Annotated in this window: 15 protein-coding genes; 5 read left to right on the forward strand and 10 right to left on the reverse strand. The window is 60.7% G+C overall.

Annotated elements, in window-relative coordinates; genetic code table 11:
- Window positions 1-64 precede the first annotated feature (64 nt).
- The gene (locus tag LAN64_11260) at window positions 65-1,492 is read right to left on the reverse strand and encodes a M20/M25/M40 family metallo-hydrolase (GenBank protein ID MBZ5568415.1); all 1,428 of its coding nucleotides are present in this window, start codon (window positions 1,490-1,492) and stop codon (window positions 65-67) included.
- 264 nt (window positions 1,493-1,756) lie between these two features.
- Between LAN64_11260 and LAN64_11265 the strand changes: the two genes are divergently transcribed.
- Together LAN64_11265 and LAN64_11270 are read left to right on the forward strand one after the other, a co-directional pair.
- The gene (locus LAN64_11265) at window positions 1,757-2,911 is read left to right on the forward strand and encodes an OmpA family protein (GenBank protein MBZ5568416.1); all 1,155 of its coding nucleotides are present in this window, start codon (window positions 1,757-1,759) and stop codon (window positions 2,909-2,911) included.
- A gap of 400 nt (window positions 2,912-3,311) precedes the next feature.
- Window positions 3,312-4,289 carry an NAD(P)-dependent alcohol dehydrogenase gene (locus LAN64_11270; GenBank protein ID MBZ5568417.1) on the forward strand — a complete coding sequence of 326 codons (978 nt, stop codon included), beginning with the start codon at window positions 3,312-3,314 and terminating at the stop codon, window positions 4,287-4,289.
- A gap of 90 nt (window positions 4,290-4,379) precedes the next feature.
- Here LAN64_11270 and LAN64_11275 read toward each other — a convergent pair whose 3' ends face one another.
- Window positions 4,380-5,051: a hypothetical protein gene (locus LAN64_11275; GenBank protein MBZ5568418.1), complete on the reverse strand. Its 672-nt coding sequence runs from the start codon at window positions 5,049-5,051 to the stop codon at window positions 4,380-4,382.
- 241 nt (window positions 5,052-5,292) lie between these two features.
- Here LAN64_11275 and LAN64_11280 point away from each other — a divergent pair, with 241 nt between their 5' ends.
- Complete coding sequence (locus tag LAN64_11280; protein MBZ5568419.1) at window positions 5,293-5,652, forward strand: STAS domain-containing protein; 360 nt, start codon at window positions 5,293-5,295, stop codon at window positions 5,650-5,652.
- Window positions 5,653-5,759: 107 nt separating this feature from the next.
- On the opposite strand, the gene LAN64_11285 is transcribed toward LAN64_11280, so the two are convergent.
- The 4 genes from LAN64_11285 to LAN64_11300 form a co-directional block, all read right to left on the reverse strand.
- Window positions 5,760-6,941, reverse strand: coding sequence for a galactosyldiacylglycerol synthase (locus LAN64_11285; GenBank protein MBZ5568420.1), 1,182 nt, complete (start codon window positions 6,939-6,941; stop codon window positions 5,760-5,762).
- Between the two features lie 49 nt (window positions 6,942-6,990).
- Window positions 6,991-7,368 (reverse strand): hypothetical protein, encoded by a 378-nt coding sequence (locus LAN64_11290; protein ID MBZ5568421.1) that lies wholly within the window; start codon window positions 7,366-7,368, stop codon window positions 6,991-6,993.
- Window positions 7,369-7,518: 150 nt separating this feature from the next.
- Window positions 7,519-8,484: a hypothetical protein gene (locus tag LAN64_11295; protein ID MBZ5568422.1), complete on the reverse strand. Its 966-nt coding sequence runs from the start codon at window positions 8,482-8,484 to the stop codon at window positions 7,519-7,521.
- Window positions 8,481-9,263 (reverse strand): UDP-2,3-diacylglucosamine diphosphatase, encoded by a 783-nt coding sequence (locus LAN64_11300; GenBank protein MBZ5568423.1) that lies wholly within the window; start codon window positions 9,261-9,263, stop codon window positions 8,481-8,483. The genes LAN64_11295 and LAN64_11300 overlap by 4 nt, the downstream gene beginning before the upstream one ends.
- Window positions 9,264-9,504: 241 nt before the next feature.
- Here LAN64_11300 and sixA point away from each other — a divergent pair, with 241 nt between their 5' ends.
- A complete protein-coding gene (gene sixA / locus LAN64_11305; protein MBZ5568424.1) occupies window positions 9,505-10,035 on the forward strand; it encodes a phosphohistidine phosphatase SixA in 531 nt (176 codons plus the stop codon).
- A 9-nt stretch (window positions 10,036-10,044) separates the two neighbouring features.
- Window positions 10,045-10,530 carry a response regulator gene (locus LAN64_11310; GenBank protein MBZ5568425.1) on the forward strand — a complete coding sequence of 162 codons (486 nt, stop codon included), beginning with the start codon at window positions 10,045-10,047 and terminating at the stop codon, window positions 10,528-10,530.
- Here LAN64_11310 and eda read toward each other — a convergent pair.
- From eda to LAN64_11330, 4 genes are all read right to left on the reverse strand, one after another.
- Entirely contained in the window at window positions 10,457-11,146 is a 690-nt protein-coding gene (eda, locus tag LAN64_11315; protein ID MBZ5568426.1) for a bifunctional 4-hydroxy-2-oxoglutarate aldolase/2-dehydro-3-deoxy-phosphogluconate aldolase, read from the reverse strand. The genes LAN64_11310 and eda overlap by 74 nt on opposite strands.
- A gap of 51 nt (window positions 11,147-11,197) precedes the next feature.
- Window positions 11,198-11,956, reverse strand: a complete 759-nt coding sequence (kduD, locus tag LAN64_11320; protein ID MBZ5568427.1) for a 2-dehydro-3-deoxy-D-gluconate 5-dehydrogenase KduD — start codon at window positions 11,954-11,956, stop codon at window positions 11,198-11,200.
- A 56-nt stretch (window positions 11,957-12,012) separates the two neighbouring features.
- Window positions 12,013-12,810, reverse strand: coding sequence for a 5-deoxy-glucuronate isomerase (locus LAN64_11325; protein ID MBZ5568428.1), 798 nt, complete (start codon window positions 12,808-12,810; stop codon window positions 12,013-12,015).
- A 128-nt stretch (window positions 12,811-12,938) separates the two neighbouring features.
- Window positions 12,939-16,373 (reverse strand): TonB-dependent receptor, encoded by a 3,435-nt coding sequence (locus tag LAN64_11330; protein ID MBZ5568429.1) that lies wholly within the window; start codon window positions 16,371-16,373, stop codon window positions 12,939-12,941.
- Between the last annotated feature and the right edge of the window lie 65 nt (window positions 16,374-16,438).

A 16,438-nucleotide genomic window follows, 5' to 3' on the forward strand; every position in this document is an offset into this window, starting at 1 on the left:
AGCGCGGGAATGGCTACGCTCGTCTCCGCAGTAGCAATTGGATTTGTTGGTTGCCCAGTGTCACTTATTCGTGGGCGGCCGCCGCGAGTTGAACGACGACGTCGTACATCACGCGGAACCCGCGCCGGAGTTCCTCGATGCGGATGCGCTCGTTGTCGCCGTGCTCGCTGGCGCCTTCGTCCGGGGTGGCCGTGTACGGCGAAAAACCGTAGCTGACCACGCCCAACTGCCGGAAGCGCTCGTTCTCGGTGTAGCCGCCGGTCAGGCGCGGCGCCACCGGCGTACCCGGAAAATAACGCGCGCACACGCCGCGGATCGCCGACATCAACGGCGTATCGATCGGCGATGCATTGGATTTCTTGAACGGCTTCAGCGGCTCGATACTGACCTTGTCGTCGGCCACGATCCGGCGCACCAATTCGAGAAACTGCCGTGGCTCCTCGCCCGGAAGCAGCCGCACGTCCAGGTTGGCCCACGCCTCGCCGGGAATCACGTTGGTCTGCTGCGAACCGCCGAGCATGGTCAGCGAAATCGTGTTGCGCAGCATGGAATTCAGCGATGCATCCTGTTCCACTTCCTGCTGGAACTGCTGGTCGCGCACCGCCTGGCGCAGATGGCGGTACTGGCGCGCGCGCGCCGGCGGTTCATACGCCGCCATCGCCGCCAGAAATTGCTCGCTGACCGGAAGCACCTTGAGTTCGGTCTTGTATTCGATCAGCCGCTGCAGCGCGCGCACCAGGCGGTCGGGTGCGGAATCGGGGATGGGACGCGAGCCATGCCCCGGCCTTCCCTGGGCTACAAGATGCAGCCAGAACGGCGCTTTCTCCGCCACATCCACGCCGACAAATGTCGCCTTCCCGTTTTCCAGCGGATTCTCACCGCCCTCGGTGATCAGGAATTCCGCGTTGCCCAGCAGGTCGCGCTCATGCGCAATCATCCAGTCGGTTCCGGTGCCGTCCACTTCCTCGTCGGCGGTGGCGAGGAAAATCACGTCGCGATCCAGCGGCACTTTCTCGCGCTTCAGCATGACCATCGCCACCAGGTGAGCGAGTCCTTCGCCCTTCATGTCCTGCGCGCCGCGGCCGTACATCACGCCGTCAGAAACCGCGGCGCTGAACGGCGGAAACTTCCAGCGCGCGGCGTCGCTGGTCACCACGTCCTCGTGGCTCAGCAGGATGATCGGCCGCTTTTTCTCCGCGCTCGTCGCCGCAATCCGCGCCCAGACGTCGCCGCGCCCCGGTGCGTATTCGAAAACGCGGTTCTCGATCCCTTCCTCGTCCAGGATCTTCTTGAGCCAGGCGGCCGCGCGCATCTCATTGCCGGGAGGGTTGGTGGTGTCTATCTGCAGGTACTCGCGCATCCAGCTAACCGCCAACTCGGCGTAGGTCTGCAGCCTCGCGGGGGGAATGGAATCAGAAGCGAGTTTCGTCTGCGCTGGAGCAGCCACCGCCAAGGTGAGAAGCAATAGAGCGATTCTTTTCGTTCTGATCATATTCTCCTGGGCGGATACTCGCCCCTTGCGCCGGTAGTCGGCGCCAGATACGCCAAGACAAAATTACCCTACTCCACCCTTTCCTACGCACCGGGGAACTTGGCCGGAAAAAGCCGCCTTTACTCCTCAGTAACTTACAGCCCGAAATCCGGCCAGAACTTTGGCAACTGATTTGATTATCAAGCCGGTGGGGCGCAAACAGTTTTTCTACTCGGCGCATGATGTTGGGATGCGCCGCTCACGTTCTCTCGGAGGAATTTTCCCATGAAGACCCGTTTCTGGATCGCTCTGCCGCTGGCTGCCGCACTCATCATTCCGGCTGCCGCGCAGACCTCTCCCAGTTCCAGCAAGCAGAACACGACACCGCCGGCGCCGTTGGCCCAGAACGACACTTCGGCCCCGCAGAACCCGGCTTCACAGCAGGACCAGCCGGCCTCCAGCACGCAGCCGACCAGCAATCAGCAGACGCCCGATCAGAAGGCCGCCGACGAGAACTTGCAGGCTCGCCAGCCGCTCGCCGCAGAGCGTCGCGAGGGCTTCTGGGGCAAGATCAACCCGTTCGCGCGCAAGAAGTACGTGCAGCGCCAGCTCAGCCCGGTGCGCGACCGCGTCAACGAGCTCGATGAGCTGACCGCCGCCAACGCCAAGAGCATCAAGGACGTGGACACCCGCGCGCAGCAGGGCATCCAGTTGGCCAGCAACCGGGCCAACGAAGCCGACATGCACGCCGTGGACGCCGGCAACCGCGCCCAGGCAGCGCAGCAAACCGCCAACCAGACCAGCACCCGCATACAAACCGTCGAGCAGGTGGTCACCAACATTGACCAGTACAAGCCGGTCACCCAAGCCGAGATCCGCTTCCGTCCCGGCCAGACCGCCCTCAGCAAGAAGGCCAAAGACGCACTCGACGACATGACGAAGGACCTGAAAGACCAGCGAGGCTACATCCTGGAGGTCCAGGGCTTCTCCGCCGGGCGCGGTGCGCCGGCGATCGAAAGCTCGCAGCGCATGGCCGACGCCGTGCGCCGTTATCTGGTCATCAACCACGATATTCCGGTGTACCGCGTGCATGTGCTCGGCCTCGGCAACGCGGCGATTCCGTCCAGCGACGGGACCGCAAAGCGCGTGCGCGGCGCCCGCGTCGAGATCAGCCTGCTGAAGAACGACCTCGAGCAGCTCAGCGCAATGCAGCCGGTTTCGTCCGGGCCATTTGCCTCCCCAGCCTCGTACCAGGGTGGAACGAGCGAGACGGCGCCCCAGCCGCAAACGTCGCCAAGCTCAGAGCCCGCGGCCACCGACATGAACTCTCCAGCATCTACCGTTGCCCCCGCTACGGCTCAGCCGGTTTCGCCTGCGCCTCCGCAGCCGAGCGCTACCCCCAGCACTCCGCCGCAACAGTCGAACCCGCCCCAGCAGTAGCCCCCGCAAGCCCGGTACGTGCGCCCCCGCGCGTACCGGGCGCCCCCAACTTTCCTGGGCTCCGGCGCAGGGGCCGCAGCCCAGAGTTAAAGCCTCTCGACCGCGAGGGGCTTTTTCATTTGGTGTTTTCCGATTGCGGAGCGGGGCAGCACCGTTAAAGCCGACTGGACGTCCAGTTAGAAATGGGAAATGCTTCCGGTTAGAGCGCGCGCGCGCCATTGCCCCAAGACGTTGTCGCCCAACCTGCATCAGCGAGAAGATTATCATCCCCATTGATGGTCTGGTTCCCGCGAGAAACGAGGCGAATTCCTAGGGGAAAGTGTCGCTCGCGCCGGAGGAAGCTCATTTGTAGTCGTCCGGCGGCGTATACTTCCCCCCCAAGCGGCCAGAGGAGAGCGTCATGAAAGGGGCCGTCTATTTCAGGTACGGGCCACCGGACGTTGTTCAAATCAAGGATATTCCAAAGCCTGTTCCCCAGGACTGCGAAGTCCTGATAAAGGTCAACGCGGCTTCCGTCAATCCAATCGACTGGCACCTCGTGGAAGGCAAGCCGTTCTTAATTCGCTTGTTCGGGCTCGGGCTGCTCAAGCCGAAAGATACACGACTGGGCCGTGATGTGGCCGGTCGGGTTGAAGCGGTAGGCAGGGATGTTACCCGGTTTAAGCCGGCCGACGAGGTGTTGGGAGTGTGCCTTGGGTCGTTTTCCGAGTATGCCTGTGCTTCTGAATCGAGACTGGTCATGAAGCCGGACGAGGTGAGGTTTGAGCAAGCGGCTTCTGTAGGCATCGCGGCACTCACCGCATTGCAGGGCCTTCGTGATAAGGGGAAGGTTCAGCCGGGGCAGAAGGTGTTGATTAACGGCGCTTCCGGAGGCGTGGGTACTTTCGCTGTGCAGATTGCCAAGTCGCTCGGCGCCAATGTTACCGGCGTATGCAGTACGAGGAATGTGGAGATGGTGCGATCGCTCGGTGCGGATCGCGTCATTGATTACACGCAAGAGGATTTCAGCAAAGGCGGGCAAAAGTACGATCTAATTCTCGACCTCGTTGCCAACCATTCACTTTCAGAATTCAGACGCATGTTGAATCCCAAAGGGGTATACGTTGGAGCCGGAATAGGACCAGGCGGATCCATCATTGGTTTTCTGATTCGTGCCTCCATAACAGCGCCGATATTCTCGCGGGTCGCAAGCCAGAGATTCGTGGTCTTGATGGCGAAAATAACCAAAGAGGACCTGACTGTCATGCGCGATCTTATGCAGGCCGGAAAGGTAACACCCGTCATCGAGAGGTGCTACAGCTTGGGTGAAGTCCCGGAGGCGATCCGGTATCTGGCGACAGGGCACGCCCGGGCAAAGCTGGCGATAGCCTTGGAATAAATCCCCGACGACAGACAGTCCACCTACTTTGTTCCGCGGTGCACGCAGCGACCGAGTCACGGCCAACCGGAAGCAATCCACATGCGATCTTCAATTAGCCGGCTGAACGATTGCGATGCGCGTCTCCGAACCGGTCGTGCCCACAGCGATGACCTTGGTGGCCCCCGGCCGGTTAACGGCAATGATCTTCTGTCCGTTGACTTCCGTCACTTCGGCGTCGGGGTAGCGGCGCCTGTAGTAGCTGACGACAGTCGAGACGGAGTCGGATGTGGTATAGACCTCGCTGGCAACGGGGATGCCGATGTCGGGGAGGTTTGCGTCCTTCACCTCGACCGGCTGCGAGCCGGGATAACGGTCGGAGTCGGACGAACCCACCGCTGGCGCCGGCCGTTGTTGCAGGGATGGGTCGCTCTGCTTGCCCTGCTGCACCAGGGTGCTCAACGCGTTCTGCACCGCCTGCGGGTCGATGCTGCCCGCCGACGAGTGGCTCGCGGGGTGGTTGGCGTCCGGGACGATTACGGGTTGCTGCGGCGGCTGCGATGTGAATGTGTCGGGAGTGCTTGCCTGACCGGGCGGAGATGGCGCGGCGGTACCAGGAAGCGGTTGCTGGAGCGCGGCAGCGGAGGTCTCGCCGCCGATGCGGGCTGCCCGTTGGACGAACATCACCCGGATGACGATTAGCCCCCCGGTTAATGCGACCAGGCCAAGCGCGACCACAAGGATGCGCATCTGTTTGTGGTGGCGATGGAGTTCGGCGGTCATGGCCGCGACCGCGTCCGGCGCAATCGATGCCCCGCAGCCGGTACAAAAACGTCCGCCTTCCGCCAGCTTTCCGCAGTGGCTACAAAACGCCATTTCCGCCCAAGGATACGCGTTCCGGCGTCATCGTGCTCGCCCTTTCGCGACCGGAATCGTCGTCATCCGCGGCTCTTCAGTCCAGACTCTCCGCTGTTTTAACCTGTTTTTAACAATGCAGTGCAAGTGCGGTCACTACAATTCAGCAATGCCCGACGCCCCGCTGCGCGTGGAAACTCTACCCAGTTCAGTTGCCGTTTGTCGGGTGCTCAAGCTTGATGGACCACTGACCCTTTCCAATTTCTTTGAGTTCCAAAGTCTTGTCCGTTCCGACAGCACTACGTGCCTGATCGTCGACGCTTCCGGCGTGCCGTACATCGACTCCGCCGGAATCGGCTGCCTGGTTAATGGTTACGTGTCTCACCAGAATGCGGGCAAAAGCTTGTGTTTGGTAGGGGTTACCGACCGCGTGCGTACATCCCTGCGGGTAGCCAACGTGGAGCAATTCTTCCCCATATTTTCCAGCCTTGCAGAAGCCGATCAATACGTCGCAAACCGGTCGGGCTAATTGTCTCTGAGAGCATTCACGCCCTGCTGCAGGTTTGCGTAGGTCGTCTGCATCTCCGCGATGTTCGGCTGTGCGCCGGTTGCCCAAGAACCAAGAAGTGGCTGCAATCAATTGGAGGAGGGACTCACCGTTGCGTCACTTGTGCCCGAAGCGGGCAAGTGCGGTTCGTCGATGATTTGCTGCAGAATATCGATAACTTCGAAAACGGCGCAGTTGAAGTACTGGGCTACGTTGCCAGGATACATTGCGCCAGGCTCCAACATTTCAGTGACCGCCCGGTTGATGTCGTCGAAACTGCGCAGCATGATTCCATAGCCATTGTTCTGGATCCACTCGGCGTTGTAACGCTCCTGCGGAAGCGTCCATGCGTTGCACTCGACAATGACCGGCAGCCCGCATGACAACGCCTCGCTCACGCAGCCCGGCCCCGGCTTCCCGATGAAAAAATCCGCCAGACGCATGAAGTACGGGATCTCGAACGTGAAACCTTCGATATGCCGTCTCTTGCCAGTGCGCATGCCCCGCAGTTTTGTTGCCAGATCCTTGTTGCGTCCGCAGATGAAGATGAATTGCAGGGCGCCCGGGTAATGCTCGAGGCGGCGGGCGATCTCCAGCATGTCGTTGGAACCTTGCCCGCCGAAAAGGACCAACGCAGTCGGGCAATCCGGGTCAAGCCCCAGGCGCTGCCGCGCCGGGCCGCGCTCCACGTTACGGCTCTCGTAAAACCTCGGGTTCAGGATCATGCCGGAAGTTCGGAATACGCGGCCGTTGCCATGGCCCAATTGGCGGGCCTGCTCCGCGGCACGCTCGCTTCCGCAGACGAGGTATTCCAATTCCCGCACAATCCAGATGTGACGTGCGGGATAGTCGGCAATGTCGGTCATCACGGCAACGAACTTCGCGCCCGGCAAGCCCAGCTTGACGCTGGCCGCGAGCTCGCGGTTGAAGTTGGAGATAACCGAGACCACTACCTCGGCGGGACGGTTCCGCCAGTACTCGGCCAGGGTCGAGACCATACGGTTGTGCAGCACTCGAATCGCGCCGTGCAGCGCCCACAAGAGCTGCGGTGTACCCAGCGTCCAGCCCGAGGCCAGCATGCGGTTGTAAACGTCCTGTACGCGCAGGCCGGTCAGCCGGCGGACGAAGTCATGCCGATCGAGAACCTCCTGCAGATTGAGGGTGGAAATATCCCAGGGACGTTTCTGACGTTCAATGACCGTGAGCAGCGAGTCCATGGCACTTCGGTGACCGCCGCCAGCGTCGAAGTAAACGAAGGTGATGCGTTGCATCCTTGGCGTACCCTCCTGCCCATCGTCGCAGTTTCCGCGAAACGCCGCGCTAAGCCGAGGCCTGGGCAGGCGGAAAGAGTTGGCGGACGCGTTCAGAGACTTCCGGACTCCACTTCGACAGCACGGCGTGAGCACCGAGCGAGTAGAAATACTCGGCGTCGAAATGAAAACGCTCCGGCGGGTACAAGACGATACATGGCGTCCTCCGGTCGCCGCCGGTCAGTCGCAGCACGCGAGAGGCGTCAAGATGGGGCGGATGATGCCCGATAACGACGAGGTCGAACCGTCGTTGGTCAATCAAATGGCGAACCTCGTCGAGCCGCCATGTCACCGTAGTGTCGAATCCCGCCGTTTCCAGCAAGTGCTCCAGCCGCAGCAGGACATCTTCATCGTGATCGACAACCAATATGCTGCGCCGAGTTCCCATTGCTTTCTCCACGAAAGGTTGACCAGCGACCTCCAGGTTCGGAACGTCGCTGGTCCTGGACTTGCTCATGTCGCGAATGTAACGGGCGGTCATTGCTTGACGATGACGGCGGTGTGAATTTCCGGTTAAATTGCTCTTGCGCAGCTCGATTCATGTACTGGGCATTAGCAGGCGGATGCCCTGCGGGGCTAACGTCAGCTCGGCAGGCAAGTTGCCCACCGGTTCACCATCTACTTCCGTGAGTACGTCGGTCGCGGCCGACCCGGGCAACGGATCGCAGTACACGGTCGTCGCTTGTGCCACTTCGACGTTGCCGATCGGGCTCGGTGCGCTGCCGAACTGGCCCGCCAATAACTGGAGTCCATACCTCAAATAGGTTGCGCGGCGTTGCGTCTTGAACAGTACCAGCCGGAATACCTTGCTCCTCAGCGGAGCGGTTCCGTTCTTTTTCATCAGCGGGCTGCTGAAATAGCCGACCCTCTCAACGATGACCTGCGACACGGTCTGTTCGCGGCGCTCGCCGGTTTGAATGTCGTTGTACTGGACGCGGAACAAGGGCAACGGGTCAGCAGAGAACAGAAGCTGGCGGGTGGCTTCCGCGTAGTAAGCGTTGATGCCAAGGTGCTTTTTCCACGCCAGGCTGACACCGCAGATCACGCGGGCGTCCGCCCCGATACCCGCGGCCACCGTAAAGAATCGGTTCACCGTGGCTCCGTTCGCGAGCCCGCTGGACAGCAATCCAACCGGAACCTTCGTCGGAGTCGCTCCCACCAGCTCCTGTGCGATGCGCGCGACGTCGCCGCTGAGTCCGATGTCGTGCGAAAGCACGTTCCCGGACCCGAACGGAACAATGCCCACGGGCAAGCTGTCGGCGTGGAGCATCGTGGCCTGCAACAGGTCGTTGAACGTGCCGTCGCCGCCCGCCGCAAGGATGGCTTCGCAGCCCCCGGCGATCGCTCCGCGTACAACGGCGGACGCACAGCGCGGCGTGGAAGTACTGTACGTTCGCAACTCCACCCCGCGGGCGCTAAAAGCTTGTCTCAGCCGCTGCAGGCGTGCCTGCGCCCGCCGGCCGGTCCCACACGAGAGGTTGCAGAGAAGCGCGAAAGTTCTCATCCGCGGGCCGCAGGGAGTGGTTCGCTCGAAGCATCCACGCGCATCGGGTCGGCGATTTCGTCCGCGATTTCGGGGTCGCGTGGAGGCGGTACGAACTCGCCCAGTCGGGCGCCATTTTCATCCACCGCGGCATAGGTCAGGTGCTCGTGCGTCCAGGAGCCTGTGTTGAAGTAACGCACCCCGCCTTCGCCTGCCTGGTATGCCTGATGCGTATGTCCGCAAAACACGACGTCGTCACCACGCGCCTCGGCGAACGCCAAGGCGCCCGCCGCCACCTTCGGCGTCAGGCGCAGCCACCGCGAGTTGAGGCGATCCAGCCAGCGCGCGATTTTGCTGTCCTTGAAATCAACCTTCTGGATGTGGAGGTAAATGAACTCGCCTAGTGCGCTCAACAACGCGCTGTCCACGAGAAAACGATCGAACTGGTGGCCGTGAATGCCGCGATATTTCACGCCACGGTATTGCCATCCGTACTCGTCGTAGACCCGCACGCCAACCAGGTGCGACATCAACTGTGCCAGGCCGCGATCGTGATTCCCTTCGACCCATACGACTTCGACTCCACGTTTCGGATTCGACAGCTTCCGGATCAAGGAAAGAAACTGCCAGTGCTCTTTCTTGAGCCGCCGGAAATTCAGATCGCAGAAGATGTCTCCCAGGAGAATCAATCGATTGAACATGGCGGAGCGCAAGAACTGCGTGGCCTCGCGGGCACGGCTGGTCTCGGATCCCAAGTGCAGGTCGGACACGAGAATCGTATCGGCGATAACGGTGTCCATGCTTTCATTAGAACCGACTGAGGTTAAGGTTCGATGACAGCCGTGTTAATTGACGTTTACAGGGCATACCAGAGCCAGGACCGTTACGACCGCGCTGATGTCGTTCAGCGGCGCAGTGTGGCCGCCTTCCCCGGTTACTGTCACGGAGTTTTCACACTGCAGTAATCCTCCGTTAACAGACTCAACCTAGCATTTCGACCATGAGCTCGCCGCATGGCCTTGGCTATTCGAGCATGGTGGCATGAATCTGTACTTCGTGAGACACGGAAGCGCCGGCGCGCCAAAACCACACCCGCAGGAAGATGCGAAGCGTGAACTTGATAAGGAGGGACGGCTGCAATGCCAGCTGATCGGCGAGCTGCTGGCGGCGCTCGACATCAGATTCGACGAAATTGTCGCCAGCCCATTTAGGCGCGCCTCCGAAGCGGCCGCCATCATTGCCCAACGAACCGGTTATCGGGGCCACATCGAGCTCGCCCCGGCCCTGCGCCCGGATGGCACCTACGAGCGGTTCCTGCAATTGCTATCCGAGATGCGGAGCGCCGATTCCGCTTTGCTCGTTGGGCACAATTCCAAGCTCGCGGAATTCATTGGAAAATTGATCAGCAACAGCAGCGGGCGCGCGGGCATTCATCTCAAGAAAGGCGCAGTCGCTAAGGTCGTCAAGAGGCGCACCGGCGCGACGCTCCAGTGGTGTCTCACCCCCAAACTGCTCCGCGCCTGCTGGGCAGAGCAACATGACGCCCCACCTCGTGCCCGGGGGCCACGCTAGATGGTTCCCGTGAAACCACGGCAGACCGTCTTCGTCGTTGAAGATGACCCGGACGTGAATCGTCTGATTCGCGCCAACCTGCAAAGGGCGGGATATATCGCCGAGCCCTTCTCCAACGTGATGTCCGCCCTGGCCAAGGCCAAGGTGCAACCGCCGTCCCTGTTTCTGCTCGACATCATGATGCCGGGCGAGGACGGGCTAGAATTCTGCCAGCGTCTGCGCAGCATGCCGGAATTCAGCAAGACGCCCATCATTTTCGTCACCGCCAGGGGTTCGGAAGACGATCGCATCCTCGGACTCGAATGCGGCGGCGATGACTACATCACGAAACCATTCAGTCCTCGCGAATTGGTGGCTCGTGTCAAGGCTGTGCTGCGGCAACAGAGAGATGACCCGGCAGTCGTACCTTGGGCAGGCAGGCTTACCGCCGAGCAACGCCCGCCTCGTCCCTTTTCTGGTCCATCAAGATGCGGGCGTTGTGAACCACCTCGATGAATCGGCGGGCGGATTCGCAAATCACGTGGGTATTGCCGGCGTTGAGTGCGGCCGGGGAGATCAGCTCACCGCCGACGCCCAAAGCAACAGCGCCGGCGAGAATGAAAGCTGCCGCGGTCTCCAGGTTCACGCCGCCAGTTGGAACCATCGGGATCTGCGGGAGTGGGCCGCGCAAGGCCTTGATGTAGTTAGCGCCGCCCAGTTCGCCACACGGGAAGATCTTCACGAAGTCCGCGCCCGCTTTCCAGGCATTCATCACCTCGGTGGGAGTAAGGGCGCCGGCCATCATCACCATGTCGCGTGTCTTTGCGAAATCAACTGTCTCGTAATCGAGTCCAGGGCTGACCAGAAACTGCGCACCGGCATCGGCGCACTCGCGGGCGGCCGCAGCATCCAGAACCGTCCCGGCTCCCACCAGCACGTCCGACCCCATGGACCTGGCCACCTCGCGAATCAGAAATACTGCCCCCGGAACCGTCATGGTGATTTCGGCGATCGGGATTCCCCCGAGGCAGACCGCCTCGATGGCCATCATCGCTTGCTTTGCGGAAGCTGCGCGGATTACCGGTACGATGCCGACTTGTGTGATCTGATGGCGCACTTCCTGCTTAGTCATCGACCCGCCCCTTCTGCTGCGATTGCTGCGATTGATAGCGTGGGCGCAAGCTCATCGGGCCATCCAGCCTCCATCCACGAGGAGGATATGGCCGTGGACATAGTTGCTGGCCGCGGAGCTGAGAAAAACGGCCGCCCCTGCCAGGTCCGAGGGTTCGCCCCATCGCCCAGCGGGAATGCGTTCCAGAATTTGCCGGGAACGTTCCGGGTCCTTTCGCAGAGCCGCGGTGTTGTCGGTTGCCATGTATCCGGGCGCGATTGCGTTGACATTGATCCCCTTGCTGGCCCACTCATTCGCGAACGCCTTGGTCAGCGCCGCCACCCCCGACTTCGCTGCCGCATAGGAGGGCACCAACACACCCCCCTGAAACGCCAGCAGGGAAGCGATGTTGATGATCTTCCCGCTACCCTGCTTCAGCATGTGCCGCCCCGCCAGTTGCGAGAGACGGAACACCGAGGTCAGGTTGACGGCGATGACCTCATCCCAGTACGACTGCGGAAACTCGGCGGCCGGCGCGCGGCGTATGGTACCGGCGTTGTTAACCAGAATGTCGATCGACCCGAACTCGTCCACGGTGCGCTGAATCAGGGCGGAGCAGATTTTGTCCTCGGCCACATCACCAAACATGAAAAACGCCTTGCGCCCGAGCCGGCGAACGTCCTCGCGGATCCCGCACGGCTCCGGAGTAAGCCCATGGCACCCGACGTTGGCTCCGGCTTCGGCCAGGGCACGGGCAATCCCGGCGCCCAGCCCACTCTGCGAGCCGGTCACTAGCGCATTCTTGCCTTCGAGTCGGAATGCATCCAGGATCACTTTTGCGCCTCACAGCATTGCGTCGGGCCGAACTGGCTCTTCGCAACCATCCTCTACCCCTTGCGACCGGCTTCCAGGCCTGAGCCTCCGCCGTCGAATCCGGGCTGGACATTCACCACGCCAAACTGGCGGTCCAGAACCTCGCGATGTGCGGCCATGGCCCAGAGGAAACAAATGCGATGGCCCGGCACCGAGACGTTCGGGTGATAACCGCTGGGCATCAGCACGGCATCGCCATCGCGCACCACGGTGACCAACTCGGGGTAATCGGTCTTGTTGTAGACCATCTGGATTCCGAAGGCCGGCGCCGGCATATTGAAGTACACATACATCTCTTCCAGCATGGCCGCATGCTCGTGCGGCGGCCAACTGGTCCAATTGCCGGGATCGGACCAGGTGAATCCCGCCACCAGCCTTCCCGCTTCCACGTTCTTCGCGATCGCCATGTGAAGATGGCGTGACGCGTTGGTTCCAGACCCGGCCGGGAACACCAATCCCGGATCCTTCAATATCTCGCTGTAGCGCACCACCTGTAGCGGGTACCGGTGTTCGACATCGGCGGAGAACTCAGCAATATCGACACTGCTGCCGCTGGTGACTTCGAGGAAAGACTCTTTCGGGACGTAGACGGAGTCGTATTGGCCGAGTTGGAACGATTGGCTCGCTACCTTCAGCGTGGCTTCCCCCGAGAGCACAATCAGGCCAGTCTCGCGATTCCCATTGCTGAAGGAAACGGCGGGCATCGAAGGATTCAAGATAATGCGCCCGTATGCCAGGTGCTTATTTGTGCTGTTTTCGGGTGTGACCGAGATCACTCGGCCGGTATGGCAGTTAGTGCCCCGGAACACCATCTTGTCGACGGGAACTTGCGTCTGGCTGTTCATGACTCCGGACCTACGTGGCTGTTGGCATGGTGTTCTTGGTTTTTGAGCGTGGAAGCCGGGCGGCAGGCACTGAGGTCTGCCGCCCGGTTAAACGGTTAGAAGCTGAACTTAACTGCGGCCTGCAATGTACGTCCATTGCCAACCTGACTGAGTATCTTGCCAAAGTTGGCACTGTTGGCGCTGGCGTTCGGGTTACCCAGAACGGGGTGGTTCAGTAGATTGAAGGTGTCGAGCCTCAGAGACAGCTCCTTGGTCTCGGCAAATATAAACCTGCGGGAGATAGAGGTGTCGAGCGTGAAGCCGCCCGGACCCGAGAGAGAGTTGCGACCCACATTTCCAAACGTGCCGGTGGCGGGCGCTACGTAAGCCGCTGTGTTGAACCAGCAATTGCGGCTCCCCACGGTGAAACCATTAGCGCAAGTCCCCGAAAGCGGATCGCCCACCAGGTTGGGACGGTCCTTGAACGAAGTGGTGGTGCCGGTCAGGGCAGTATCCACGCCGGTCAGTACGGTGATGGGGATCCCAGTACGATAGGTCAGTAACGGCGCAATCTGCCAGTTGTTGAGTACTACTCCCTTCCAACCTTGGTACTTCGGCGAATTCGCCACCACCGAGACGTTAAAGGAATGGCGAATGTCGAAGCCGCAGTTCCCGCGATCGCCCTTCAGAACCGCCAGGTTGGGATTCGTAACCGGGGAGACGAACAGATCCGGACGGCTGTTGGTCAGCTCTCCGGTAAAGTCCTGATCACTGATGCAGTGCGACCAGGTGTAGTTGGACAGGAAGGTGTAGTTGCGGCTGAAGCGATGCTTCACGCTAGCCAGCATCGCGTTGTAGTTAGCGTTGGCTCCATCCCATAGCGATGTCAGGTTAGAGAAGTACTGGCCCTGCAGCGGGTTGGCTACCACCAGCGCGCGACGGCAGTTGGTATTGCCGGTGGCGGCGGCTGCTCCGGCCGTGCAACCGCTCCCGCCGGCCGCCGCTGAGGGCGTAGCTACCGTCGGGACATTCATGCCCGGATTGGCTTCATACGCCACCCAAACATGGGTCGTTTTGCTGCCCAGGTAACTCAAGGAGAGCAGCCAATCGCTGCCCAACTGCTTCTCGACACTAAAGTTCCAGTTCTGCACGTACATCGGATGAACGTCGAAGCTGTTATTGATATACACGCCGTTCAGCGGGAAGAAGGCTGCCGGATCTCCTGGTTTGGGGAATGGCAGCGGGAACTGCGGCACACCCGCCTGGCCGGCGTAGGGATTCGAAAGGGTACCGCCCGCGCTCGCTTTCGGAGTGAAGCTGACACCGCTGCCATACGGTGAATTGTCGGCGTAGCGATCGAAGAAGTACATCTCCGGACTGTCATAGAACAGGCCGTAACTCGCCCGCACTGTCATGGAGCCGTTCTTGGTCGGATCCCAGATCAGTCCGATGCGAGGCGAGAACTGCGCCAGCTTGTTGTTCGCGTATGCGCAGGGCACGCCGGGATCGCCGCAATACTGCAAGCCGGCGGGCGCATTCGGGAATACCGTACTGCGGGTGCCGGCCGCGAAGGCGGCGTAATCGAAATGGCTCCCCCGTTTCATGATATCTGTCGACGGCAAATACGGCTCCCAGCGCACCCCTATGTTGAGCGTCAGGTTGGACCGTAGTTTGACGTTGTCCTGGGCGTAGAGACCCCAGTAGGTGTATCTCCAGTTTTCCGCTTCCGGATTCCCTTGCGCGAAGTTCGAGGGGAAGCCCAGCATGAAGTCAACCAGGTTGTCTCCACTGAAGTTCCCGCCGAACGTAAACTGGCCGTTGGACTGGAAGGTGGAGATGTAGTTCAGTTGCATCTTCATGAAGTTGATGCCAAAAGAAAACTGGTGCTTGCCATGCACGATGTCCACATCATCGGCAATCTGGTACAGATTGTTGATGAAGTGTCCCGGCATGGACGATCCGCCGCCGGTCGCAAAGTAGTTGGAGATGCTGAGCACTAAACCATTCGGAACCGGGCTCGGGACGGTGATGCCGATGCTGGCGGGATTGATCATGTCGTCGGCCGGGCCGCGGTTGATGGCTAGCCGAGTGGCGGTGACGTGGAAGGAGTTGACCAGGTTCGGGCTGATCGTAAACGTGTGCCCGATGGCCCCGGTCTGGAACCGGGCATATTGGTTGGAGATCTGGCTCTGCGGGATGATGTCGGACTTGTCAAACGGCAGCGGCACCCTGGAATCGGTGCCGAAATAACGCGCGAACACGGTCTGCTTGGGACTCAGGTTCCAATCCACTTTAGCCACACCCTGGTCCTCATTCCAAATCTGCGGGTAGGAATAACTGATCTTGCCGCAGCCCGTGGCATCGGTGGAAGCAGGCACGTACTTGAGCAAGGCCAATGCCGAGGCATTGAAGCTTGCGGGATTGACCTTGTTGCCTGTAATGGTGACGCCGTTGACGGTTTTCAATGTCTTGGCTTTTCCACTGCTTTGGCACGCCGCCGCCATCATCACGCTGAAGTCGCCATTGGTAATGGCTGCGGCAGTGGGAACGATGACGGTTGTCAGGTTCGACGATGCTGACTGCCGGGTCCCTTGAAACCCAACGAAGAACAGTAATTTGTCTTTCTTGATCGGTCCGCCAAATGTTCCTCCGAACTGGTTGCGCTTGACGGTGTCGTCGCGCGAGCCAGGAGCCGGGGTGGTAAAGAACACGTGGTGGGCATTGACAGCCGGATTGCGCAGAAATTCAAACAGGGTGCCGTGATAGACATTGGTGCCGGACTTGGTGATTGCATTCACCGTGGCCCCGGCATGCACGCCGTATCGCGCTGAGAGCCCGCTGCTCTGCACGCTGAACTCCTGGATCGCATCAGGAAACGGATAAGGCGCATTCACGTTCGAGAAGGCGTCGTTGTTGTCGCTCCCATCCAGCAAGTAGTTGTTGGCGTTCTCCTGGCCGCCGGCCACCGAGATCGTCTGCGAGGGCCCGCTCGATTGCCCGTTGCCGTAGTTCTTGGTGCTGTTCAGGTCGTTGCTGGGCAGCGTGGGATTAGTTGCCGCGCCCGTCCCCATGACCAGTGACACCATGTTGCGGCCATCGAGCGGAAGCTGCAGGATGCGCTCGTTGTCAATCATGGTCGAGATCGAGTTTTCATGCGTCTCGACCAGAGCGGCATCCGCCCTCACTTCGATGGTTTCAGCAACGCTACCCACGGTGAGCTTGATATTGAGTTCCGGGGTCTCGCCCACTCGCAACACCATGCCCTTCTGCTGATAGTTCTGGAAGCCGCTGGCCGAGACATTCACTCGGTAGGGGCCGACCGGCAGGTTGGGCAGGACGTAATGGCCCTCCGCATTGGAGACCGTGTTCCTGACCAATCCGGTTTCGACCTGGGTTGCGGTGATTTGTGCTCCGACGATTGCCGCCCCGCTCGGATCGCTGATGCGGCCCTGAATCTGGGCGAAGTTAACTGCCTGGCCGAAGACAACGTTTTGCGCTAATGCGACGAACGCACACACGGCCAGGACCTTTAGCAACTGTACGATCTTCATGGCTATCTCCAAGCTGCCCTTCGGCTAGGAAGTTGTTGAAGCCCCAAGGTTCGGCCCAAGGCCGT

The organism is Terriglobia bacterium, from assembly GCA_020073185.1.
In the GTDB taxonomy this organism is placed as follows: domain Bacteria; phylum Acidobacteriota; class Terriglobia; order Terriglobales; family Acidobacteriaceae; genus JAIQGF01.